Here is a 23,624-nt window from a genome sequence, read left to right on the forward strand (position 1 = left end):
CTGATTAGTTGTGGTGACGCACGGCGCGCAGGAACTCCTGGCGGGTGTTCTGGCTGGATTTAAACAGACCGCCCAGCGACGTGGTGGTGGTTGCACTGGTGGCATCACGCACACCGCGCGCCTTCACGCAGTAGTGAACCGCGTCAATAGAGACCGCGACGTTATTGGTGCCCAGCAGCGTTTGCAGCGCGGTCAGGATCTGCTGCGTCAGACGCTCCTGCACCTGTGGGCGTTGGGCAAAGAACTGCACGATACGGTTGATTTTGGACAGACCAATCACCGTATCTTTTGGAATGTAAGCCACGGTCGCTTTACCGTCGATGGTAACGAAGTGGTGCTCGCAGGTGCTGGTCAGCGTGATATCGCGCACCGTCACCATCTCATCCACCTTCATTTTGTTTTCAATGACGGTGATTTTCGGAAAGTTGGCGTAGTCCAGGCCGGAGAAAATTTCGTCGACATACATTTTTGCGATGCGATGCGGCGTTTCCATCAGACTGTCGTCGCTCAGATCGAGATTCAGCAGTTGCATGATCTCGGTCATGTGCCCGGCAATCAGACGTTTACGGGTTTCATTATCCACTTCCTGAACGGGTGGACGCAGTGGCGTTTCAAGACCGCGCGCAACCAGGGCTTCGTGGACAAGGGCCGCTTCTTTACTGAGTGATGACATTCTTTTCTCCTGCAGGTGTGGCGTCTTTTGCCCTCGTTGTGGCAAAAGTGTGCGCTCATTGTGCGTGAGGCCGCGCACATAATCCAGTATTCACGACGATAATTATTGCAATTGCTGCTGCCTTTCGGCCTGACGGTTCCACACCAGCGCGCCCGCAATGAACAGCGCAATGCCTGCCAGCCCCAGCGCAGGCTCAAGCTTGTGGGTAAGCCAGGTGGATAACGCCGAGGTCATCGGCCCCACCAGCTGTCCAATGGCATAACCGGTAGTCAGCAGCCCCGCCATATAGCGGGTATGTTCGGGTGCAAGCTCGCGCCCGTAGAGTAAAGAGAGCTGAACAGCACACAGGAATCCGCCGCCGACCAGCAGGCCGCCCGTCAGCAAGCCGCCAATTCCCGGCAGTAGCCATGCCGCCAGCACACCCGCCCCCTGTAACCACAGCACGATAGCCAGCCTGCGGTTCGAGGTAGAGGTGTGGCGCAAAACGATGCTGAGCACGATGCCCACAACAGCGGCAGCGCCAAATATCGGCCAGACAAACTGTGCAAACAGGCTGCCGGGAAAACGCACGGCCGCCATTTGCGATAAAAATGTTGCAGGCAGGATGTAGCCAAATCCGGCCAGGCTGTAGCTCCAGACCAGGCACTTCAGATCTTTCGTCAGAATAAGGGGTTCAGGCGCGCTGCCCGGCCGATGCAGTTGCCCGGCACGCGGTAAATAGCGGGCAACCAGTGCGATAAGCACCAGCGCCAGCACGCCGTAAATCTGCCATGCGGCCCCGGCCGACAACGCTTTTGCGTGAATATAGACCGCAAGCAGTCCGCTCAGGGCGATACCTGCGCCCGGCCCGGCAAACACGGCCGCGCTCAAACCCGGTTTACCCAGTTGCCCCAGCCGCTCGTTGGTCCAGGCGGCAATCAGCACCATCGACCAGCCGCTCATGCATCCAATCACAAAGCGCAGCAGACCATGTACCAGCGCGTTATCCGCGGCGGCGGAAAGCAGCGTCAACGCCACAGCGCCAGTAATACCCAGCCAGAGGCGGGTTTCAACGAAGCGATGGGCGCGCATCGCATCCCATGCGCCCACCAGATAGCCCAGATAGTTCATCGCCGCCACCAGACCTGCGCTGGTGAGCGTGAGTTGCCCGGCGGCAATCATCAGCGGCACCTGAGGGGTAAACGCGAAGCGCCCAATTCCCATCGCTACCACCAGAACCACAAATCCACTGAGCGCAATTCGCAGCGCCATGACCGCTCCAGTTGTTAATAAAAAGTAAATTTATGATGCAGGATCTCGCTGTCTTGCGAAAGTGAAAGTTGCTCACAGGTAAATGAAAACTCTGTATTATGGGTTGAATGAATAGCAATTCGTATTAAGGAGCCCTGCATGGAACTGCTCGAAGAGCATCGTTGTTTTGAAGGTCGACAGCAGCGCTGGCGCCACGACTCCACTGTCCTGAACTGTGCCATGACGTTCAGCATTTTCCTGCCGCCCACTGAAGAGGGTGTTAAGCCCCCGGTTCTGTTCTGGCTCTCGGGATTAACCTGTAACGATGAGAATTTCACCACCAAAGCGGGTGCGCAGCGTGTGGCGGCCGAGCTGGGTATCGCCCTGGTGATGCCAGACACCAGCCCGCGTGGCGATGAGGTGGCGGACGATGCCGGATATGATCTGGGCAAAGGGGCCGGGTTCTATCTGAACGCCACAGAGCAGCCGTGGGCGAGCCATTACCGCATGTACGACTACATTGCCGACGAGCTGCCAGCCCTGATCCAGCGTGAGTTTGCAGTAAGCAACCGGTGTGCCATCAGCGGGCATTCCATGGGTGGGCACGGCGCGTTGATCATGGCGCTAAAAAATCCTGGCAGATACACCAGCGTTTCCGCGTTTGCGCCAATAGTGAACCCCACCCAGGTACCGTGGGGGCAGAAAGCCTTTACGAACTATCTGGGCGATGACGCACAACGCTGGCAGGAGTGGGACAGCTGTGCCCTGATGCTGGCGAGCCAGCCTGGAAATGCGATCCCGACGCTTGTCGATCAAGGTGATGCGGATCAGTTCCTGGCCGGACAGCTACAGCCCGCCGTGCTGGCTGAAGCCGCACGTCAGAAAGACTGGCCGCTGACGCTGCGTATTCAGCCCGGATATGACCACAGCTACTATTTCATTGCATCCTTTATTGAGGATCACCTCCGCTTCCATGCGGAGCATTTGTTCGGGTAAGTGCGGTCTTTTTTGCCCGGTAAGCGAAGCGCCACCGGGCATGAAAACCACATCAGAACTTATAATCCACACCCACAAAGTAGCGGCGGCCATCTTCCGTGTAGCTGTAATCGTCGCGGCTCAGATCTTTATCCAGCAGGTTCTGCACGCCCGCGCGCAGCTTCACGCTTTTCGTTGCCTGCCATGCCGCGCCGGTATTCCAGATGACATAGCCGCCCGGCGTTGCGTCTGCGCTGGTTAACGCACGTTTCTCGCCGGTGTAGTGGCCCTGGACGTAGAACGACCAGTCCTGCGTCGCCTTCCAGTCCACGGTACCGTTGGCGGTATGGAACGGCAGTTCGGACAGCGGTTTGTTGCCGCCGTTGCTGATATCACGCCCGTCGTTGTAGGTATAGTTCAGCGTCAACTTCCAGTCCTCAGCCACCGGGATCTTCAGCTCGGTTTCCACGCCACGAATACGCGCCTTGTTGACGTTGTAATAGCGGAAGATCGGTTCACCGTCAGCATTCAGCCCCACGTAGTTCGGGTAGCTCTTAGCCTGGTCAACGTTCGCCGTACGGCTGATGCTGATACGGTCATCAACATTGTTCTGGAAGGTGGTAATGCTGGCCTGCACGCCCTCTAACCATCCCTCTTCCCCGCTGTAGTACAGCCCGAGTTCAAAGCTTTCGCTGGTTTCCGGTTTCAGGTTCGGGTTACCGACAATCTCGCAGGCACCGCGACACGATCCGGTGATCCAGTCCGGACTCAGTTGCAGCAGGGATGGCGCTTTAAACGCGGTTGCCCAGCCCCCTTTCACCGTGACGGTATCGGTCGCGTTATAGACCAGATACGCTCGCGGACTCCAGTGATCGCCGTAGGTGTCGTGGTCGTCCATACGGATGCCGGTAGTCAGCGCCAGCGGTTCAAATATCCGCCATTCATCTTCAAGGAAGAGAGCATACTGGCTGGTAGAGGTCGCGCTGCCGGAGCCGCCGGTCAGGTTTACCGGATCTTTCAGCTTGTCGTGACGCCATTCGCCGCCGAAGGTCAGCAGCTGATTGATTTCACCCAGCGGCAGCACGTATTTACCATCAACGGCGTTGCTCTCGGAAGTGATGGTATGGCTGTTACCCGGGTTTTTGTTGTCCACCTTCTCGCCGTAAACTTTCAGTTCGCTGTTGCCTGTCCCCCATCGGCCGTTGTGGCTCAGGGAGTAGTTCTGGCGCTCAAGGCGATTTTTATCGAGGGAATCGGAATCACGATCCTGGCGGTCGAAACCATAGCCTGCGGTAAAGTCATGATTTTCCGTCGGCGTCCAGGCGAATTCCACGTTGGCATCGCGGCTGGTGAAGCCCTCAATGCGCGGCGTTTCACCGCTCGTTGTGGTAGACGATTCTTGCTGCTTGTCTTTTTCACGCTTAGACACGCTGCCGTAGGCCTTCAGCCCCAGCACGCCGTCCACCAGCGGGCCGCTGGTGTAGAACTGGCCGTTGTTGGTGTCCCCGCGATCGCGGTGTTCCTGAATGGTGGAGTCGGCGCTCAGGGTGCCCGTCCACTTCTGACCGATTTTCTTGGTGATGATGTTCACCACGCCGCCCAGCGCATCTGAGCCGTAGAGCGAGGACATTGGCCCGCGCACCACTTCGATCCGCTCGATCGCATCGACCGGAACCCAGTTCAGATCGAAATCGTTATGGCGGAAGACGGCGTTGCGGGAGTTAACACGCTTACCGTCGATCAGGATCAGCGTATAGCTGCTGTCCAGACCGCGAATACTTACCCCTTTACGGTTGTCCCCTTCATTAGTGAGCTGCACGCCCGGTACGTCCTGCAACACATCTTTCAGGTTCTGAACGGGTTTACGCTGCAGGTCTTCCTGGGTGATGACGCTGATGCTCGCCGGTGCGTCCTTCAGGTTTTGCTCAGTCGCTGACGCCGTGACAACCAGTGTGTCGCTGGATTCCGCAGCGATGACAGGCAGTGCCAGGGACATTGCGGACGCACAAAGTCCTCCCCTGACGAAGGGATTCAACCTAAACATTCCATATCTCCATGAGGTAAATACAACTAAATCAAAAGATTATTGCCCACAATGCCTTTTGCTCCGCCCGCATCTCCGGCGGGTCGGTGGTCTGCTTATTTTGACGTAACGATAAAGCAAACGATTATTATTATCAATTAAATTGTTAAAAATTATATCCGTTCTGCATAATGTGGAGATAAAAAAGCCCGCTCAAATGAGCGGGCTAAAAGAGAGGAAGTGCGGTTTATTTGTTAAATCGTTCAGGGAATTCCATTTCACTGTAGCGAACGAAGTGCGTTCCTTTCATCAGCTTGTAACCAAACCAGATCACCAGGAACAGCGGAATACCAATGTAGGTGGCCGTTACGGCGCCCCAGTCAATGGTGTCCGCCAGGAACGCTTCATAGTTCTGGCCCAGGGTGATAATCAGACACAGAATAAAGGCGAAAATCGGTCCCAGCGGGAAGAACCCGGAACGGTACGGCAGGTTGTTCAGATCGTGTCCCTGCATCACATAGCCGCGACGGAAGCGGTAGTGGCTGATGGCAATCCCCAGCCAGGCAATAAAGCCCGTCATACCAGAGGTGTTGAGCAGCCACAGGTAGACCGTCTGGTTACCGAACATGGAGGTCAGGAAGCACAGACCAGCAATGACCGTTGTGGCATACAGCGCGTTACGCGGCACACCGCCACGAGACAGTTTTGCGAAAATACGCGGCGCTTTACCGTCACAGGCCAGGGTATAGAGCATACGGGTTGAGGCGTACATACCGGAGTTACCCGCAGACAGCACCGCTGTCAGGATAACGGCATTCATTACCGCCGCCGCAGAGAGCAGACCGGCATGCTGGAAGACCAGCGTGAACGGGCTGACGCTGATGTCTTTGACATCGTTGCGCAGCAGGCTTGGGTCAGTGTACGGGATAATCAGGCTGATAATCAGGATCGCGAACACATAGAACAGCAGAATACGCCAGAATACCTGACGCACCGCGCGCGGAATGTTCTTCTCCGGGTTTTCAGACTCACCGGCGGCAATACCAATCAGCTCGGTGCCCTGGAAGGAGAAGCCAACAATCATCGCCACGCCAATCATCGCCGAGAAACCACCGGCAAACGGCGCATCGCCAATCGTCCAGTTGCTCCACCCGGCCGGTTCCGCCCCTTTGAAAATACCAACGATCATCGCCACACCGACGACGATAAAGATGATGACGGTTGCCACTTTGATCAAAGAGAACCAGTATTCCGCTTCGCCAAAGCCGCGAACGGAGATGTAGTTCAGCAGGAAGATGACCGCGAGGAACAGCGCACTCCAGATCCAGCCTGGCGTGTCCGGGAACCACCAGGTCATAACCAGCTGTGCGGCGACAAGGTCAACGGCGATGGTGACCGCCCAGTTGTACCAGTAGTTCCAGCCCAGCGCGAAGCCAAAGCCTTCTTCAACGTATTTCTGACCGTAGGTCGAAAACGAACCGGATACCGGCATGTACGCGGCCAGTTCGCCCAGGCTGGTCATCAGGAAGTAGACCATCAGGCCAATCAGGATATAAGAGAAAAGCGCCCCACCCGGGCCAGCTGCCGAAATGGTTGCCCCGGAGGCAACGAAAAGACCTGTACCGATTGAGCCGCCGATGGCGATCATCGTCAGGTGACGCGCCTTGAGTTCGCGGCGTAGCGCGGGCGCTTCTGTGGTTTTAGTTTCTGAAACCATGTGAAAATGCTGTCCATCTAATAAATGAGGCGCGATTGTAGCAGACGATCCGCGTTCCTTCCGGCAGAAATACTGAGTTATAAGAGAGCTTCATGACTCGGCCAGGATTATAAGTAAAGCATAATTTTTCCCTCTCCCCATTGGGGTGAGGGGCACTTTTACATGGCGCAATAGCGCAGAAAACGCTGCAGCGAGCTGGAAAGGTGTTTCTGACGATGGTGAATACACCACAACGTGCGCACCAGTTTGGGCAGCGGAAGCGGAACTTCAACCAGCGTTCCGGCCTCAAGCTGTTCAATAATGACTCGTCGTGAAAGGCAGCTGATCCCAAGGCCATGTCGCACCGCATGCTTGATCGCCTCTGAGTTGCCCAGCTCCATCCCCAGCTGGAAATGCGGCAAATGGGAGAGCAGCAGATAATCAACAATTTCCCGCGTGCCGGAGCCCTGCTCGCGCAGGATCCACTGCGCCTGCGCCAGACGTTCCAGGGTTACTTCACCCTGCAATAACGACGAGGCGGGTGAGGCGAAGACCACCAGCTCATCTTCCAGCCAGGGTTCCGCAATGATATCGACGTTATGGCACGGCCCTTCGATAAGACCGATATCCACGCGAAAATCGATTACCGCGTTAATCACATCCTGACTGTTCCCCACGCTCATCTCCAGCGGCAAGGTCGGGAAATCCCGGCGATAGCGGGCAATCACTTCCGGCAAGATATAGTTCCCGATGGTGCTGCTGGCATACACGCGGATGGCACCGTTCTCTTCCCGGAAGAGTTGTTCAATTTCCGTTGCCTGTTCCAGCAGCGCCAGCGCGCGGGGATAAAGCAGGCGGCCATGTTCGTTAACCACCAGCCGCTTCCCTACCCTGTCGAAGAGCTGCACGCCCAACTGGCCCTCAAGATCGGTTAACGCGGCGCTGACCGCAGACTGAGAAAGCGAAAGCATCTGCGAGGCCTGTGTCGTCGACCCGCTTTTCAGCACTTCGGCAAAAACTTCCAGCTGACGCAAAGTAATGTGCATGGTTGCTTACCACTTATATAGATTGATTATAAGTATATAATCAATTTTATTTTTAAACCAGCGCGCCGTAACCTTTAGCCAGACAAAGGAGAAGGTTATGTCAGAAATCACCTTACAGCATCATCGTACATTGTGGCACTTCGTGCCGGGTCTTGCGCTCAGCGCGGTCGTCACCGGTGTGGCATTATGGGGCGGCAGCATTCCCGCCGTCGCCGGTGCCGGTTTTAGCGCCTTAACGCTGGCGATCCTGCTCGGCATGGTCGTGGGTAACACCGTTTACCCGCACATCTGGAAGTCCTGTGATGGCGGCGTTATTTTTGCCAAGCAGCATTTGCTGCGCCTCGGGATCATTCTTTACGGCTTTCGCCTCACCTTTTCACAGATTGCGGATGTCGGCATTAGCGGTATCGCCATTGACGTCCTGACCCTGACCAGCACCTTTTTACTGGCCTGCTTTATCGGGCAGAAAATCTTTGGCCTGGATAAACAGACCAGCTGGCTGATCGGTGCCGGCAGCAGTATTTGCGGTGCGGCGGCGGTACTGGCAACCGAACCTGTGGTCAAGGCGGAATCCAGCAAAGTTACGGTGGCGGTCGCGACCGTGGTGATCTTCGGTACGCTGGCTATTTTCCTCTACCCGGCCATGTATCCGCTGGTGGCCCACTGGTTTAGCCCGGAAACCTATGGCATCTACATTGGCTCAACCATGCATGAAGTGGCGCAGGTCGTGGCGGCGGGTCATGCCATTAACCCGGAAGCAGAAAACGCCGCGGTGATTGCTAAAATGCTGCGCGTCATGATGCTGGCACCCTTCCTGATTATCCTGGCCGCCCGCGTGAAACAGCTTGCGCCCGCGGGTGGTAATCAGAAGAGTAAAATCACCATACCGTGGTTTGCGATCCTGTTTATCATGGTGGCGATTTTCAACTCCTTCCACCTGCTGCCAAAAGCGGTGGTCGATATGCTGGTGACGCTGGATACCGTGCTGCTGGCGATGGCGATGGCGGCGCTGGGGGTGACCACGCACGTCAGCGCGCTGAAAAAAGCCGGTGCGAAACCGCTGCTGATGGCGCTGGTGCTCTTCATCTGGCTGATTGTGGGTGGCGGTGCGATTAACCTCGTGGTTCACAGCCTGATGGCATAAACCACTACATCCTTCCCCTGTTAACCCGTTATGATACGCATTTCGGGTTAACAGGAGTCCCTTTATGAAATACGTTGGAGCGCACGTCAGCGCTGCCGGTGGCCTTGCGAATGCCGCCATTCGCGCCGCCGAAATTGAGGCGACCGCTTTCGCCCTGTTCACCAAAAACCAGCGCCAGTGGCGCGCCGCGCCGCTTACCGCTGATGTCATAGATGATTTCAAAGCCGCCTGTGAGAAGTACCATTACGGGCCGGGTCAAATCCTTCCCCACGACAGCTATCTGATCAACCTCGGTCATCCGGTTCAGGAAGCGCTGGAGAAGTCCCGCGAAGCGTTTCTGGATGAAGTCCAGCGCTGCGAGCAGCTTGGGCTGACGCTGCTGAACTTCCATCCGGGTAGCCATCTGATGCAGATAGACGAAGAGGCCTGCCTGGCACGCATTGCGGAGTCCATTAACATCACGCTGGATAAAACCCAGGGGGTTACCGCGGTGATCGAGAATACCGCCGGTCAGGGCAGCAACCTCGGCTTTAAGTTCGAACATCTGGCCGCCATCATCGACGGCGTGGAAGATAAGTCCCGCGTGGGCGTATGTATCGATACCTGTCACGCGTTTGCAGCCGGTTACGACCTGCGCACAACCGAGGCCACGAAAAACACCTTCGATGAGTTCGAACGCGTGGTGGGCTTTAAGTATCTGCGCGGAATGCACTTAAACGATGCCAAAAGCGCCTTTGGCAGCCGCGTAGACCGTCACCACAGCCTGGGTGAAGGTAATATTGGCCATGATGCGTTCCGCTTTATCATGCAGGACGCCCGTTTCGATGGTATCCCCATGGTGCTGGAAACCATCAATCCGGATATCTGGGCGGAAGAGATCGCCTGGCTGAAGGCACAGCAGACTGCTGAACAGGCGGCATAAAAAAAGCCGGATCGCGTTAAGCGTCCGGCTTTTTTATAGGTCGGGTAAGGCGAAACCGCCACCCGACACCTCTTTTAGGCTGCTTTTGCCACCGCTTCCGCTTCAGGGCGTTTCAGCACCGCGTAAGAGAGCCCCGCCACCAGCGTACCGGCAACAATCGCCAGCAGGTAACCCAGTACCGGGGTGATAGCGCCTGGGATCAGCAGAACGAACAGACCACCGTGCGGTGCCATCAGCTTCGCGCCAATCGCCATTGAGATAGCCCCGGTCACCGCGCCGCCAACGATACAGCAAGGCAGAACACGCATTGGGTCACGGGCAGCGAACGGAATCGCCCCTTCGGTGATAAAGCACAGGCCCAGTACCAGCGCTGCTTTGCCGCCTTCCTGCTGCGCTTTGTCGAATTTACGACGCGCAATAATCGTTGCCAGGCCGAGCGCCAGCGGTGGCACCATACCGGCCGCCATAATGGCCGCCATTGGCGCGTAGGTCTGGGTACTCAGCAGGCCAACACCGAATGCATAGGCCGCTTTGTTTACCGGACCACCCATGTCGGTACACATCATGCCACCGAGGATAGCACCCAACAGCACCGCGTTTGCCGTGCCCATGGTTTGCAGCCAGTGGGTCAGACCCGCCAGGATACCCGCCACCGGCTTACCAATCAGGTAAATCATCGCCAGACCGACCACCAGGCTTGAAATCAGCGGAATGATCAGAATCGGTTTCAGGGCTTCCATACTTTGCGGCAGCTTCAGCTTCGAGCTGATAAGCTTCGCGACGTAACCCGCCAGGAAACCGGCAATGATACCGCCAATAAAGCCGGAACCGGTGCTCACGGCCAGCATACCGCCGATAAGACCCGGCGTCAGGCCCGGACGGTCAGCGATGGAGAAGGCGATAAAGCCTGCCAGCACCGGCACCATCAGCGCGAACGCGGAGCCGCCACCAATCTGCATTAACGCCGCAGCCAGCGTCCCTTCTTCTTTAAATGCGGTGATACCAAACGCGAATGACAGTGCGATACACAGACCGCCCGCCACCACCATCGGCAGCATATAAGACACACCGGTCAGCAGGTGACGATAGGCGCCCGCGGATTCTTTTTTCCCTTCGGTAGCCGGTTTAGCCGCACCGGTTGCCTGATAAGGCTGGGCTTCCACCAGCGCTTTATCAAACTCCTGCGCGGTCTTTTTCAGCGCCAGGCCGGTAGAGGTGCGGTACATCGGTTTACCTGCGAATTTCGCCAGATCCACTTCGATATCCGCCGCAACGATCACCAGATCGGCTTCCGCCACTTCTTCTGGGGTGATGGCATTGCCCGCACCCACCGAGCCACGGGTTTCAACTTTAACCCACCAGCCGCGTTTTTTCGCTTCAGTTTCAATCGCTTCAGCCGCCATAAAGGTATGCGCGACGCCCGTCGGACAAGCTGTCACCGCCACAATGCGTTTCGGGCCCGTGGCAGCAACCGGTGCTGCCGCAGCCGGTGCACTGTAGACAGACGCGTGGCCTTTCGCTTCGCTCAGGAACAGTTCCGGATGTGCCACCGCGCGATTAATATCGCCCAGCCACACTTTTTTGCCGTTCAGCGCGCTGTCAGCCGGGACCTTATCACCCAGCACAATCGCCAGTTCAGCGTCGCCCGGGTTATCGGTCATTTCCAGATGTGCTTTGTTCGCCGCCGCTCCCAGCAGGGTCTTCGCCATATAGGCGCGAGCCTGTCCGAGACCGGAGTCAATAATCAGCAGCGTTTTCATTATTCCTCTCCTGCTGTTAGTTAAAAGGTTTTAAGTCAACGCGCGCCATCATCGCGGCTAACTGGGTACGATCGGTAATGCCGACATTGCTCTGACTCACGGCCAGGGCTGCAACGGCGGTGGCAAGACGTAAAGTATGTTCACTGGATTCGCGCATCAGCAGGCCATAGATCAGACCGCCAACCATCGAATCCCCGGCGCCAACGGTGCTGACAACGTCAACCGACGGCGGTTTGGCGATCCATTCGCCAGACGCGTTAACCCACAACGCCCCTTCTGCACCAAGCGAAATCACCACGTGAGCGATACCCTGCTCGCGCAGCGCATGGGCAGCGTCAATCACATCTTTTAATTCTGGCAGCTTCCGGCCAGCCCAGATCTCCAGTTCACGGCGATTAGGCTTCACCAGCCACGGGGACGCTTTCAGGCCGGCGACCAGCGCATCACGGCTGCTGTCAAAGATGATGCACGGGCACTGGCTGCGCAGGCGCGTCATCCAGTCGGTGAAGGCTTCCGGGCTTACGCCAGATGGCAGACTGCCGCTGACGCACACCATGTCGAACTGGCCCAGCCAGGTCAGAGAATCATTAACAAAACGCTCCCAGTCAGACGGCGTCACTTCAAAGCCAGAGAAGTTCAGATCGGTCACTTCCCCGTCTTTCTCCGTCAGTTTGACGTTGATACGGGTACGGCCCTGAACAACCTGGAAACGGTTAGCAATGCCCAGCTCGCTGAACAGCTGCTGGAAACCATCCTGGTTATCTTTACCGAGGAATCCCCCCACGGTGACATCGATACCGAGATCCTTGAGCACTTTCGCGACGTTAATCCCTTTGCCCGCAGCATGCAGGCCAGTGGTACGCACGAGGTTTACTTCGCCGCGCTCAATCTCCGGGCAAAACCCCACCAGGTCATAAGCCGGGTTCAGCGTAATAGTCGCAACACGTCTGCTCATTATGCGCCCTCCCCCAGACCCGCCGCGATGGCATCGCCAATCGCTTTCAGCGCCTGTTCAGCATCCGCACCCTGCGCGGTGAAACGCAGACGGTGACCCTTCTTCACGCCCAGCGCGACAACTTTCATCAGACTACGACCATTGGCCGCTTTGCCCGTGCCATCCAGGTTAGCCACGGTGATCTCACTTTCAAATTGTTTAATGGTATTCACCAGCATGGTGCCCGGACGGGCATGCAGGCCGTGCTCGTTACGTACAACGAACTCTGCGCTCAGCACGTCATCCGTCAGCGCATCATCACTGGTCAGCAGAGCCAGCACGGTGGCGGCATCCGCGTTCAGCAGTTTTTCAGCTTTGTTGTTCAGCAGCAGATCGCCCAGACGCTTCAGCACGGCAACCGGCTGGTCATCGGTCATGGCGACGGTCACCAGCAGGGCAGCGCTTTCACCGTCTACGTCAAAGGCGTTTGCGGCACGGCTCACCGCGATAGCACTCCGCAGGTTGCCTTCAGCACTGTCGTTCAGCCAGATACCCTGGCCCAGATTGAGAGGCTTATCGTTAATGACGCGGGTAACAAAGGTAGCGTCTGCTGCCCCGGCTTCTTTCAGGCGTCCGGCATTCAGAGCCTGCAGCGTCACCAGATCGGTCGCGACAACGTCCAGCGTCAGCGTATCGTTATCCAGTTTCAGCGCTTCGCTCTGTTTTTCGCCCATCAGCAGAGCGCGCAGCTCTTCAGCGGTGGTGGCAGATTTCAACTGCTCGGCCACGGCGTCATCGCTCAGCACATGCGTCAGCTGACGCAGCAAACCTAAGTGCTCGTCGCTGCTGGCCGCGATACCGATGGCCACGTAAGCCACCTGCCCCTCGCCCCACACTACGCCCTGCGGGAACTGATAAACCTTAACGCCGGTTTTCAGCACCTGATCGCGGGTGTCAGTGGTGCCGTGCGGAATGGCGATGCCATTGCCGAGGAAGGTCGAGGTCTGCTGCTCACGCGCCAGCATGCCGTTGACGTAGCCTTCAGCCACATTGCCGGCCTGCACAAGGGCAGCGGCAACCTGATGAATGGCCTCTTCTTTGTTCCCGGCCTGAGCGCCCGGGTGGATATCCTGTACAGATAACTGGAACATGGTTCTCCTCTCCTGCTGAAAGTGAATCGTTTCAGCTTCACTGAGAAAAAATGCGCTAGCCTGCTCCGTTTGTTAAAACAAGATAGCGCTGAAACGTTTCAAAAAGTCTTGCGCTTTCTGCAAGACGTTGCAAGGAAAGTTACATTTCTGATTGCAGAATTTAGAGATGCAGCACATTTCTTCCTCGTTCAGCTGAATTTTGCTGACGGTCAGCAAATCAGTTTCAGCTAAGGTCAGCTGCACGCAAATATGAAATGCCATTTTGATTATTCGTGGCGAAATTGACCTCACCCTCTGTTTATTTTCTGACTCGCGACGTACACTCCGCGTCTCCTGGAAACTCACCGACTGTGAAACATGCATAACACGCCCGCCGCCGTCTCACCGAAGCCCTTTGATTTCACCTCAACGGCATTTTTAATTGTTGCCTTCCTGACCGGCATCGCCGGTGCGCTGCAGACCCCTACGCTGAGCCTGTTCCTGACCAATGAAGTCCATGCGCGCCCGGCGATGGTGGGCTTCTTCTTTACCGGAAGCGCCATTATCGGCATCCTGGTGAGCCAGTTTCTGGCGGGGCGTTCAGATAAAAAAGGCGATCGTAAAAGCCTGATCGTCTTTTGCTGTCTGCTGGGGGTGTTCGCCTGCGTCCTGTTTGCCTGGAACCGCAACTATTTTGTTCTGCTGTTTATCGGGGTGTTTCTGAGCAGTTTCGGTTCAACGGCGAATCCGCAGATGTTCGCCCTTGCCCGTGAGCATGCCGACCATACCGGGCGAGAAGCGGTGATGTTCAGCTCTATTCTGCGTGCGCAAGTATCGCTGGCGTGGGTTATTGGCCCGCCGCTGGCTTACGCGCTGGCGATGGGGTTTGGCTTTACGGTGATGTACCTGAGTGCGGCAGTGGCCTTTGTGGTGTGTGGCGCCATGGTGTGGTTCTTTCTGCCATCGATGCGTAAAGAGCCAAAAGTGGCAACAGGCGTGCTGGAGGCACCGCGTCGTAACCGTCGTGACGCCCTGCTCCTCTTTATTATCTGTACGCTGATGTGGGGCACAAACAGCCTGTATATCATTAATATGCCGCTGTTTATTATTGATGAGCTGCATCTGCCCGAGAAGCTTGCTGGCATCATGATGGGGACCGCGGCCGGGCTTGAAATCCCCACCATGCTGATTGCTGGCTATTACGCGAAGCGTTTCGGGAAACGTTTTCTGATGCGTATCGCCGCCGTCGCCGGGCTACTGTTCTATGTCGGAATGCTGACGGTTCATACGCCGGGGCTGCTGCTGGCTTTACAGCTGCTGAACGCCATCTATATCGGCATACTCGCCGGAATTGGCATGCTCTATTTCCAGGATCTGATGCCGGGCCAGGCTGGCTCCGCCACCACCCTTTATACTAATACCACCCGCGTGGGCTGGATCATCGCAGGCTCAATGGCCGGCGTGGTGGCTGAAATCTGGAACTATCACACGGTGTTCTGGATTGCGCTGGTGATGTGCACCCTGACGATAGCGTGCCTGACAAGAATTAAAGACGTTTAAGGTGCGGTGAGTGCTTCCAGATTAAGCAGGTACGTCATCGCCTGCGCGCGCGTGTTGCCGCACATCTCGGCGGAGGGCTGCAGCCCGGAGCAGACCTTCGGGCGCAGAGGCGAGCCAAAGATCATGCACAGGTTGGTTTCAGAGAGCTGAACGCAGCGGGTATTCGCAGGCTTGCCCTCCGGCATTCCTGGAATGGGGCTGGAAATGGACGGTGCGGTACAGCACGCGCCGCAATCGGGACGACAATCCATAAATGCTCCCTATCGGTGAAAGACCCGCGCAGTCGGGTATCGGGCGCACAGTAACACCTTTTGTGTATTGATAGCAAAAGCCACGAATTCCGCTTGCCTGAAAGGCCGCGCACGAGTAATTTGGCGCGATATTTTTTACCTCCCGTAGACAGGATTACTGCAATGCCAAGAGCGAACGAAATTAAGAAAGGTATGGTACTGAATTACAACGGCAAACTGCTGATTGTGAAAGATATCGATATTCAGGCCCCGAGCGCCCGTGGCGCAGCAACGCTGTACAAAATGCGTTTCGCCGATGTACGTACCGGCCTTAAAGTGGAAGAACGTTTTAAAGGTGATGATATCGTTGATACCGTCACTCTGACCCGTCGCTATGTTGATTTCTCCTATATCGACGGCAACGAGTATGTATTCATGGATAAAGAAGATTACACCCCGTACATCTTCACCAAAGATCAGATTGAAGAAGAGCTGCTGTTCATTCCTGAAGGCGGTATGCCGGATATGCAGGTTCTGACCTGGGACGGCGTGCTGCTGGCGCTGGAACTGCCGCAGACGGTTGATCTGGAAATCGTTGAAACGGCACCGGGCATCAAAGGCGCGTCCGCCAGTGCGCGTAACAAACCCGCGACGCTGACCACCGGTCTGGTGGTGCAGGTACCTGAATACCTGTCCGCGGGTGAGAAAATCCGCATCCATATCGAAGAAAAACGCTATATGGGTCGTGCTGACTGAGTGCGGCTTTTGTCGGGAGGCGGCTTCGCCTTACCCGATCTACAAAAACACAAAAACCGGCTCTCAGGCCGGTTTTTTGTAGGCCCGGTAAGCGTAGCGCCACCGGGCAACAGAACTTACAGAAGCTCAGGATACTTCGTCATCTTCAGCGCCAGCTCTACGCCGCGCACTTCTGCCATCCCTTTCAGGCGGCCAATCGCCGAATAGCCCGGGTTCGTTTTCTTACGCAGATCGTCCAGCATCTGGTGTCCGTGATCCGGGCGGAACGGGATAGGACGTAAATCGCCAGCCAGTTTACGACGTGCCTCTTCCGCCAGAATGGCATCCACCACCGCCACCATATTCACATCACCGCTCAGGTGCGCCGCTTCGTGGAAGGTTTTCGGGTTCTCTTCACGGCAGGTTGCACGCAGATGCGTGAAGTGAATACGATCGCCAAAGGTTTCAATCATCCGCACCAGGTCATTATCCGCACGCACGCCATACGAGCCCGTGCACATGGTAAAGCCGTTATAGATGCTATCGACCGTCTCTTTCAGCCACTGCATATCTTCAATGGTTGAGACGATACGCGGCAGGCCGAGGATGGGACGCGGAGGATCGTCCGGGTGTACGGCCAGACGCACGCCCGCCTCTTCCGCGACCGGCACAATCGCGCGCAGGAAGTACGCCATGTTTTCGCGCAGCTGATTTTTATCAATGCCGCCGTACTCTGCCAGACGGGCGCGGAACTGATCCAGCGTGTAGCCCTCTTCTGCACCCGGCAGGCCCGCGATGATATTGCGGGTCAGCTTCTCTATGTCTGCTTCACTTGCTGCGTTAAACCATTCGCGCGCCTGCTGCTGCTCGTCGGCCGTGTAATCGGCTTCCGCGCCAGGGCGTTTCAGAATGTGTAACTCAAATGCCGCGAAGGCGATCTGATCAAAACGCAACGCTCGTGAACCGTCTGGCAGTTGATACTCAAGGTCAGTACGCGTCCAGTCAAGAACAGGCATGAAGTTATAGCAAACGGTATCGATGCCGCAGGCCGCCAGGTTGCGGATGCTCTGCTGATAGTTAGCAATCCAGGTCTGATACTCCCCAGAATGGGTTTTGATATCTTCGTGAACGGGAATACTTTCCACGACAGACCAGGTTAAGCCTTTTTCTGCCAGCAGCGCCTGACGCTGTTGAATCTCCTCTACCGGCCACACCTGGCCATTCGGAATATGATGCAGCGCCGTGACGACACCCGTTGCGCCAGCCTGACGCACATCATCTAGAGAAACTGGATCGTTCGGCCCGTACCAACGCCAGGTTTGTTCCATTGCCCACCCTCCAAAGTTGTTATACCAATATGTATTACTGCGATGACGACTACCATACATGTTTAATGAAGAGGGTCAACACAGCGCCACAGATTGATTGATCGAACTCACAGAACGGCGATATTTACGGCTTACCAATTCTCTTTGTTGTCATATAACTTTACACTGACATTGTTAATTAATGGTTAATCAGGTGTGTATTTCATGAAGACAATTGCCTCCACCTCGCTTCCTGCCCATGTTCAGCAGCCGCGCTACGATCGCTCGCTTCTGCGCTCGCGCATCGTTCACTTCGGCTTTGGTGCTTTTCACCGTGCGCATCAGGCGTTATTAACCCATCGGGTGCTGAATGCCAAAGGAGGCGACTGGGGCATTTGTGAGATCAGCCTGTTCAGCGGCGACGTGTTGATGAGCCAGCTGCGGGCGCAGGATCACCTCTTCACCGTGCTGGAGAAAGGCGCGGAGGGCAACCAGCCGATTATCACTGGAGCCGTGCATGAATGCCTGAACGCAAAACTGGACTCGCTGGCCGCCATCATTGAGAAATTTTGCGAGCCGCAGGTGGCAATTGTTTCCCTCACCATTACTGAAAAAGGCTATTGCATCGACCCCGCAACCGGGAAACTCGATTTGCAAAACACCCGGATCGTTCACGATCTGGAAAACCCGACGGAACCCCATTCCGCCCCAGGGATCATAGTCGAAGCGCTCCACCGCCGCCGTGAACGCGGCTTACCCGCCTTTACGGTACTTTCCTGCGATAACATCCCGGATAACGGCCACGTGGTGAAAAATGCCGTGCTCGGCATGGCGCAGAAACGCTCTGAAGACCTGGCCGGATGGATTGATACCTATGTGAGTTTCCCGGGCACAATGGTTGACAGGATTGTGCCCGCCGCCACCGATGCCTCGCTGGCGGAGGTCGCGCAGGAACTCGGTGTGGAAGATCCGTGCGCCATCAGCTGCGAGCCCTTTATTCAGTGGGTCGTGGAAGATAACTTTGTCGCCGGACGCCCGGAGTGGGAAGTGGCAGGCGTGCAGATGGTGCAGGACGTTCTGCCGTGGGAACAGATGAAATTACGTATGCTGAACGGCAGCCATTCCTTCCTGGCGTATCTGGGCTATCTCGCCGGGTATGCGCACATTAATGAATGTATGGAGGATGAGGCGTTTCGTCAGGCCGCGCGGCGGTTAATGCTGGATGAACAGGCCCCTACGCTGCGTATCGCCGACGTTGATCTGACGGCTTACGCCGACAGCCTGCTCGACCGTTTTGCCAACCCGGCACTGCAGCACCGTACCTGGCAAATTGCGATGGACGGCAGTCAAAAGCTGCCCCAGCGCATGCTGGATGGGATCCGTATTCATCTGGAGCGTCAAAGTGCGTGGCCACTGCTGGCGCTGGGTGTGGCGGGCTGGATCCGCTACGTCAGCGGTACAGATGAACAAGGCAATACGATTGATGTCCGCGATCCGCTCAGCGACAAAATCCGTGCGAAGGTTGAAGCCAGCAATGACGCAAACCGCGTAAACGCTCTGCTGACGCTGAGCGAAGTCTTTGGTCACGATCTCGCGCAAAACCACGTTTTTGTCGAGTCGGTGAACCAGGCATACCAACGTATTGCCCGCCTCGGGGCGCGCCAGGCTGTTATCGAAACGTTAAAACTTTAACGTTTATTGCGCTTAAGGCGAACGGACATGCGCTCCGTTTGCCCTTCCTCTTCTCATTGCGCCCTTTTTTCGTCAGGATAAGAGATAATTGTTACATCATCACAATTATCTACCGGAGCGCACGTGACCAGGACCAACCTTATTACCGGTTTTCTCGGTAGCGGGAAAACCACCTCAATTCTCCACCTGCTGGCCAATAAAGATCCGGCAGAAAAATGGGCCGTGCTGGTCAACGAATTCGGCGAAGTGGGTATTGATGGCGCGTTACTGTCTGACAGCGGCGCCATGATCAAAGAGATCCCGGGCGGATGCATGTGCTGTGTGAATGGCCTGCCCATGCAGGTGGGGCTGAACACGCTGCTGCGTCAGGGTAAACCCGACCGCCTGCTGATTGAACCGACGGGGCTTGGCCACCCGAAGCAAATTCTTGATTTACTCACCGCACCGGTTTACGAGCCGTGGATAGACTTACGCGCCACGCTTTGCCTGCTCGACCCGCGACAGCTGCTGGATGAAAAAGCGGTGGCCAACGACAACTTCCGCGATCAGCTCGCCTGCGCAGATATTATCGTCGCAAATAAAGAAGATCGGGCCACGGCTGAAAGCCAGGCGGCATTCGATGCCTGGTGGCAACATTTCGGGGGCAACCGTCAGCGGGTACAAACCACTCAGGGGAAGATAGATGTCGCTCTGCTCGACCTGCCACGCCTGAACCTCACCGAGCTGCCAGCCAGTGCGGAGCATGCGCATAGTCATCCCGCAAAGCAGGGTCTGGCGGCGTTGAGCCTGCCGGAACACCAGCGCTGGCGACGTAATCTCAACAGCGGTCAGGGTCATCAGGCCTGCGGGTGGATCTTTGCTGCCGACACCGTTTTCGACACCATAGGCGTGCTTGAGTGGGCAAGACTGGCGCCGGTCGATCGCGTTAAGGGGATTATGCGCACCCCCGACGGCCTGGTGCGCATCAACCGTCAGGGTGAAGATTTCTTTATTGAAACGCAGAATGTTGCGCCCCCGGATAGCCGAATAGAGTTAATTAGTGCGGTTAACGCCGACTGGAATGCCCTGCAGTCCAGCCTGTTGAAGCTTCGTTTAAGTTCGGGCGGCTAACGTTGCCCCTGATTTCCCTGTATGCTGAATGTTATGACAACTCGAATTCCCCTGATTTTGCTGCTCAATGTCGCCGGACTGGCGCTCTTTTTCTCCTGGTATATCCCGGTGGATCATGGTTTCTGGTTTCCGCTGGATTCTGCCATCTTCCATTTCTTTAACCAGGCTCTGGTGAAGAGTGATGCCTTTCTGTGGCTGGTGGCGATTACCAACAACCGCGCGTTTGACGGCTGTTCGCTGGTGGCGATGGGCTGCCTGATGCTCTCTTTCTGGCTGAAAGAGGACAAAACCGGGCGTCGCCGCATTATGATTATTGGTCTGATGATGCTGCTGCTGGCTGTCGCCATTAACCAACTTGCTACGGCGATTATTCCGGTCAAACGCTCAAGCCCAACGCTGTTCTTTACCGATATTTATCGCGTCAGCGAATTGCTGCATATTCCAACGAAAGATGCCTCGAAGGCCAGTTTCCCTGGCGATCACGGCATGATGCTGCTTATTTTTTGTGCGGTCATGCTGCGCTATTTCGGCAGGAAGGCGTTCGCCATAGCCCTGATTATTTTTGTGGTTTTCGCCTTCCCTCGCGTAATGATTGGCGCACACTGGTTCACCGATATTGCCGTGGGCTCGCTCTCTGTTGCGCTGGTCGCGTTACCGTGGTGCCTGATGACACCGCTGAGCGACCGGATAATAGCCCTGTTCGATCGCTATCTGCCGGGTAAAAAGCAACAAGCATTAAACAAATAATTAACCAAAATTAACGTCCGCTATCAGGGATCATTGCGATCCCTGATAGATCTCCCGCCACGATCGTTTCGCACTGTCATCTTCCCGTCATCTCTTTCATGATAAAAATGAATCAATTGCGTGATTAAGCGCCGGATCTGACTGCATTTTAAGCAATGTCGGATTTTTACTTTCTGTATCACAATTTCTTATAAAAAAAAGGCTTTTTTTACTCGCAATAGCCCTGGCAATCGGTTAATCTCAAACTCGTTTTGCCCCATAGAGATAATTATTTCCTTGGTGAATAAATTTGTGCGCTGCGCCACAAATGTGACCAGAAAGAATTGTCTCATTGTGAACAGATAATTAGTCTCGTCACGTTTGGCATTTTTATAACGATATTTGTCGTTAAGGACTTCAAGGGAAAATAAACAAAATGGTCAAATCTCAACCGATTTTGAGATATATCTTGCGGGGGATCCCGGCGATAGCAGTTGCGGTACTGTTGTCTGCATGTAGTACATCGAACACCGCAAAGAATATGCATCCTGAGACGCGTGTTGTGGGAATGGAAGATTCCTCGTCACTGCAAGCCTCTCAGGATGAATTTGAAAATATGGTACGTAATCTGGACGTGAAGTCCCGTATTATGGACCAGTATGCTGACTGGAAAGGCGTGCGTTACCGTCTGGGCGGCAGCACCAAAAAAGGTATCGATTGTTCCAGCTTTGTACAGCGTACCTTCCGTGAGCAGTTTGGGTTAGACCTGCCGCGTTCAACTTACGAACAGCAGGAAGTGGGCAAGTCGATTTCACGTACAAAACTGCGCACCGGTGATTTAGTTCTGTTCCGTGCCGGTTCAACGGGTCGACATGTCGGCATCTATATTGGTAATGACCAGTTTGTGCATGCCTCCACCAGCAGCGGTGTGACCATTTCCAGCATGAACGAGCCATACTGGAAGAAGCGCTACAACGAAGCGCGTCGCGTACTGACCCGCAGTTAATATGATGATTGTATCGTTGGTTATCCCTTGGCTGGCGATATGATGAAAAAAAACACTGCTTCGGCGGTGTTTTTTTTTGCCCGTTACACTGAATACATCCAGCGGCAATTCAGGAATCACGACGTCTATGTTCACCCGCTACTTTTCCAGTCATCGCAAGATACTGTTCCTCAGTATTATTACAGGTCTGGTCACTGCCCTGCTTTTGGGTTCATTGCAATTTTTCTGGAGTTACCACAAGCGGGAAGTCCGGTTCGACACCCTGATTACCGATGTGAGCCTCTACATGGAGAGCTATTTCGAAGAGTTGAAAACCTCTATCGATGTTCTTCAGCCCCTCACGCTGAACAGCTGCCATGACGTCAATGCCGAGCTGACGTCGCGCGCGGCCTTCAGCCTCAATGTGCGCGCATTCTTGCTGGTCAGGGACAAAATCGCCTTCTGCTCGTCGGCCACCGGGCCGATGGATACGCCGATGGAAGCCCTTATACCTGAGCTGCACATCAACAAGAAGATTGATATGGCATTACTGCCGGGCACGCCTATGCTGCCGAATAAACCCGCCATTGCCATCTGGTACCGAAACCCTCTGGTTAAAGACGGCGGGGTGTTTACGTCAGTTAATCTCAATCTGACCCCCTACCTGCTTTATACCGCGCGCCAGGACGACTTCGCAGGGATTGCCATCATCATCGGTGATATGGCGCTGTCCACCATGTCCAGTACCCTGATCAGGGCGCAAGATTTACATGCCGTGCCCGAGCGTACCGCCACGCTTAAGGCCGTGCCGCTGACCATTAAGCTGTACGCTGAAAAGTGGACAAGCGACGAAATTCTCTACGCCCTCTTCTTTGGGCTGGTGTGCGGCATTGCGGCAGGATCGCTGAATTTCTATATCCTCACCATCCGCGTAAATCCCGGCAAAGAGATCCTCAGCGCCATTAAGCGCGGCCAATTTTATGTGGTCTATCAGCCCGTGGTGGATGCAAAAGATCTGAAAATGCGGGGGGTTGAGGTCCTGATGCGCTGGAAGCACCCCACCATGGGTGAGATCCCCCCTGATGCGTTTATCAATTTTGCTGAAGCGCAGCAGCTGATTGTTCCGCTCACGCTGCATCTGTTTGACCTTATCATTCACGATGCGCCGGTATTACAGACCCAACTGCCGCCGGGCGCAAAACTCGGTATCAACATTGCGCCGGGGCATCTACACGCCGACAGCTTTAAAGATGATATGCGCACCTTTAAAGAGTTACTGCCGCCGGATCACTTCCAGTTGGTGCTGGAAATTACCGAGCGCGACATGCTTAACCACCGTGAAGCCAACAACCTGTTCGAATGGCTGCACAACGAAGGGTTTGAGATAGCGATCGATGATTTTGGAACCGGCCACAGTGCGCTGATCTATCTTGAACATTTCACCATGGATTACATCAAAATCGACCGGGGTTTTGTTAACGCCATCGGGACGGAAACCGTCACCTCACCGGTGCTTGATGCCGTACTGATGCTGGCAAGACGGCTGAACATGTCCACCGTCGCAGAGGGCGTGGAAACGCCGGAACAGGCGGCCTGGCTGCGCGAACATGGCGTTAACTTCCTGCAGGGATACTGGATTAGCCGTCCGATGCCGCTGGAGCAGTTCCGTGAGTGGCGGCCCGACCTGACGCACGCTGGCGAATAATTTCACATTGCCCGTGACGTCACTTATTATTCAGCTTAACT

The 23,624-nt window shown here is 55.5% G+C and carries 20 protein-coding genes; 10 read left to right on the forward strand and 10 right to left on the reverse strand.

Annotation, left to right across the window (positions count from 1 at the left end; genetic code table 11):
• Window positions 1-4 precede the first annotated feature (4 nt).
• Both folE and APU11_RS02080 read right to left on the reverse strand, forming a co-directional pair.
• Window positions 5-673 carry a GTP cyclohydrolase I FolE gene (folE, locus tag APU11_RS02075; RefSeq protein WP_013097957.1) on the reverse strand — a complete coding sequence of 223 codons (669 nt, stop codon included), beginning with the start codon at window positions 671-673 and terminating at the stop codon, window positions 5-7.
• Between the two features lie 102 nt (window positions 674-775).
• Window positions 776-1,924, reverse strand: coding sequence for a YbfB/YjiJ family MFS transporter (locus tag APU11_RS02080; RefSeq protein WP_013097958.1), 1,149 nt, complete (start codon window positions 1,922-1,924; stop codon window positions 776-778).
• A gap of 138 nt (window positions 1,925-2,062) precedes the next feature.
• On the opposite strand from APU11_RS02080, the gene fghA reads away from it, so the two are divergent.
• Complete coding sequence (gene fghA / locus APU11_RS02085; RefSeq protein WP_047352227.1) at window positions 2,063-2,899, forward strand: S-formylglutathione hydrolase; 837 nt, start codon at window positions 2,063-2,065, stop codon at window positions 2,897-2,899.
• Window positions 2,900-2,951: 52 nt separating this feature from the next.
• On the opposite strand, the gene cirA is transcribed toward fghA, so the two are convergent.
• The 3 genes from cirA to yieE all read right to left on the reverse strand — a co-directional run bounded on the left by cirA (window position 2,952) and on the right by yieE (window position 7,643).
• Window positions 2,952-4,922: a catecholate siderophore receptor CirA gene (gene cirA / locus APU11_RS02090; protein WP_038984029.1), complete on the reverse strand. Its 1,971-nt coding sequence runs from the start codon at window positions 4,920-4,922 to the stop codon at window positions 2,952-2,954.
• Between the two features lie 226 nt (window positions 4,923-5,148).
• A complete protein-coding gene (locus APU11_RS02095) occupies window positions 5,149-6,618 on the reverse strand; it encodes an amino acid permease (protein ID WP_013097961.1) in 1,470 nt (489 codons plus the stop codon).
• 158 nt (window positions 6,619-6,776) lie between these two features.
• Entirely contained in the window at window positions 6,777-7,643 is an 867-nt protein-coding gene (gene yieE / locus APU11_RS02100) for a DNA-binding transcriptional regulator YeiE (RefSeq protein WP_029883079.1), read from the reverse strand.
• 97 nt (window positions 7,644-7,740) lie between these two features.
• Here yieE and APU11_RS02105 point away from each other — a divergent pair, with 97 nt between their 5' ends.
• On the forward strand, window positions 7,741-8,787 hold the full coding sequence (locus APU11_RS02105) for a YeiH family protein (protein WP_058651741.1): 1,047 nt from the start codon (window positions 7,741-7,743) through the stop codon (window positions 8,785-8,787).
• Between the two features lie 64 nt (window positions 8,788-8,851).
• Window positions 8,852-9,709: a deoxyribonuclease IV gene (nfo, locus tag APU11_RS02110; protein WP_013097964.1), complete on the forward strand. Its 858-nt coding sequence runs from the start codon at window positions 8,852-8,854 to the stop codon at window positions 9,707-9,709.
• Between the two features lie 74 nt (window positions 9,710-9,783).
• Here nfo and fruA read toward each other — a convergent pair whose 3' ends face one another.
• Genes fruA through fruB form a run of 3 tightly spaced genes read right to left on the reverse strand, consistent with a single transcriptional unit; the run spans window position 9,784 to window position 13,554 of the window.
• The gene (fruA, locus tag APU11_RS02115; protein ID WP_023619758.1) at window positions 9,784-11,469 is read right to left on the reverse strand and encodes a PTS fructose transporter subunit IIBC; all 1,686 of its coding nucleotides are present in this window, start codon (window positions 11,467-11,469) and stop codon (window positions 9,784-9,786) included.
• Between the two features lie 16 nt (window positions 11,470-11,485).
• Complete coding sequence (gene fruK / locus APU11_RS02120; protein ID WP_014170919.1) at window positions 11,486-12,424, reverse strand: 1-phosphofructokinase; 939 nt, start codon at window positions 12,422-12,424, stop codon at window positions 11,486-11,488.
• On the reverse strand, window positions 12,424-13,554 hold the full coding sequence (gene fruB, locus APU11_RS02125; RefSeq protein ID WP_058651742.1) for a fused PTS fructose transporter subunit IIA/HPr protein: 1,131 nt from the start codon (window positions 13,552-13,554) through the stop codon (window positions 12,424-12,426). The genes fruK and fruB overlap by 1 nt, the downstream gene beginning before the upstream one ends.
• A gap of 357 nt (window positions 13,555-13,911) precedes the next feature.
• On the opposite strand from fruB, the gene setB reads away from it, so the two are divergent.
• The gene (setB, locus tag APU11_RS02135; RefSeq protein ID WP_013097970.1) at window positions 13,912-15,093 is read left to right on the forward strand and encodes a sugar efflux transporter SetB; all 1,182 of its coding nucleotides are present in this window, start codon (window positions 13,912-13,914) and stop codon (window positions 15,091-15,093) included.
• On the opposite strand, the gene APU11_RS02140 is transcribed toward setB, so the two are convergent.
• Window positions 15,090-15,344: a YkgJ family cysteine cluster protein gene (locus APU11_RS02140; protein WP_038420213.1), complete on the reverse strand. Its 255-nt coding sequence runs from the start codon at window positions 15,342-15,344 to the stop codon at window positions 15,090-15,092. The two genes, setB and APU11_RS02140, sit on opposite strands and share 4 nt — an antisense overlap.
• Before the next feature lie 162 nt (window positions 15,345-15,506).
• On the opposite strand from APU11_RS02140, the gene yeiP reads away from it, so the two are divergent.
• Window positions 15,507-16,079: an elongation factor P-like protein YeiP gene (gene yeiP, locus APU11_RS02145; protein WP_008500940.1), complete on the forward strand. Its 573-nt coding sequence runs from the start codon at window positions 15,507-15,509 to the stop codon at window positions 16,077-16,079.
• Window positions 16,080-16,195: 116 nt separating this feature from the next.
• On the opposite strand, the gene uxuA is transcribed toward yeiP, so the two are convergent.
• Complete coding sequence (gene uxuA, locus APU11_RS02150) at window positions 16,196-17,386, reverse strand: mannonate dehydratase (protein ID WP_013097978.1); 1,191 nt, start codon at window positions 17,384-17,386, stop codon at window positions 16,196-16,198.
• 204 nt (window positions 17,387-17,590) lie between these two features.
• Here uxuA and APU11_RS02155 point away from each other — a divergent pair, with 204 nt between their 5' ends.
• The 5 genes from APU11_RS02155 (at window position 17,591) to APU11_RS02175 (ending at window position 23,583) form a co-directional block, all read left to right on the forward strand.
• Entirely contained in the window at window positions 17,591-19,057 is a 1,467-nt protein-coding gene (locus APU11_RS02155) for a fructuronate reductase (protein WP_058651744.1), read from the forward strand.
• A gap of 123 nt (window positions 19,058-19,180) precedes the next feature.
• Complete coding sequence (locus APU11_RS02160; protein WP_058651745.1) at window positions 19,181-20,167, forward strand: GTP-binding protein; 987 nt, start codon at window positions 19,181-19,183, stop codon at window positions 20,165-20,167.
• Window positions 20,168-20,200: 33 nt separating this feature from the next.
• Window positions 20,201-20,914: a phosphatase PAP2 family protein gene (locus APU11_RS02165; RefSeq protein WP_029883087.1), complete on the forward strand. Its 714-nt coding sequence runs from the start codon at window positions 20,201-20,203 to the stop codon at window positions 20,912-20,914.
• 415 nt (window positions 20,915-21,329) lie between these two features.
• Complete coding sequence (gene mepS / locus APU11_RS02170; protein WP_023619753.1) at window positions 21,330-21,899, forward strand: bifunctional murein DD-endopeptidase/murein LD-carboxypeptidase; 570 nt, start codon at window positions 21,330-21,332, stop codon at window positions 21,897-21,899.
• A 127-nt stretch (window positions 21,900-22,026) separates the two neighbouring features.
• Window positions 22,027-23,583, forward strand: coding sequence for a cyclic di-GMP phosphodiesterase (locus tag APU11_RS02175; RefSeq protein WP_045292122.1), 1,557 nt, complete (start codon window positions 22,027-22,029; stop codon window positions 23,581-23,583).
• Window positions 23,584-23,624: the final 41 nt, after the last annotated feature.

Source organism: Enterobacter sp. 50793107, assembly GCF_001463365.1.
In the GTDB taxonomy this organism is placed as follows: domain Bacteria; phylum Pseudomonadota; class Gammaproteobacteria; order Enterobacterales; family Enterobacteriaceae; genus Enterobacter; species Enterobacter cloacae.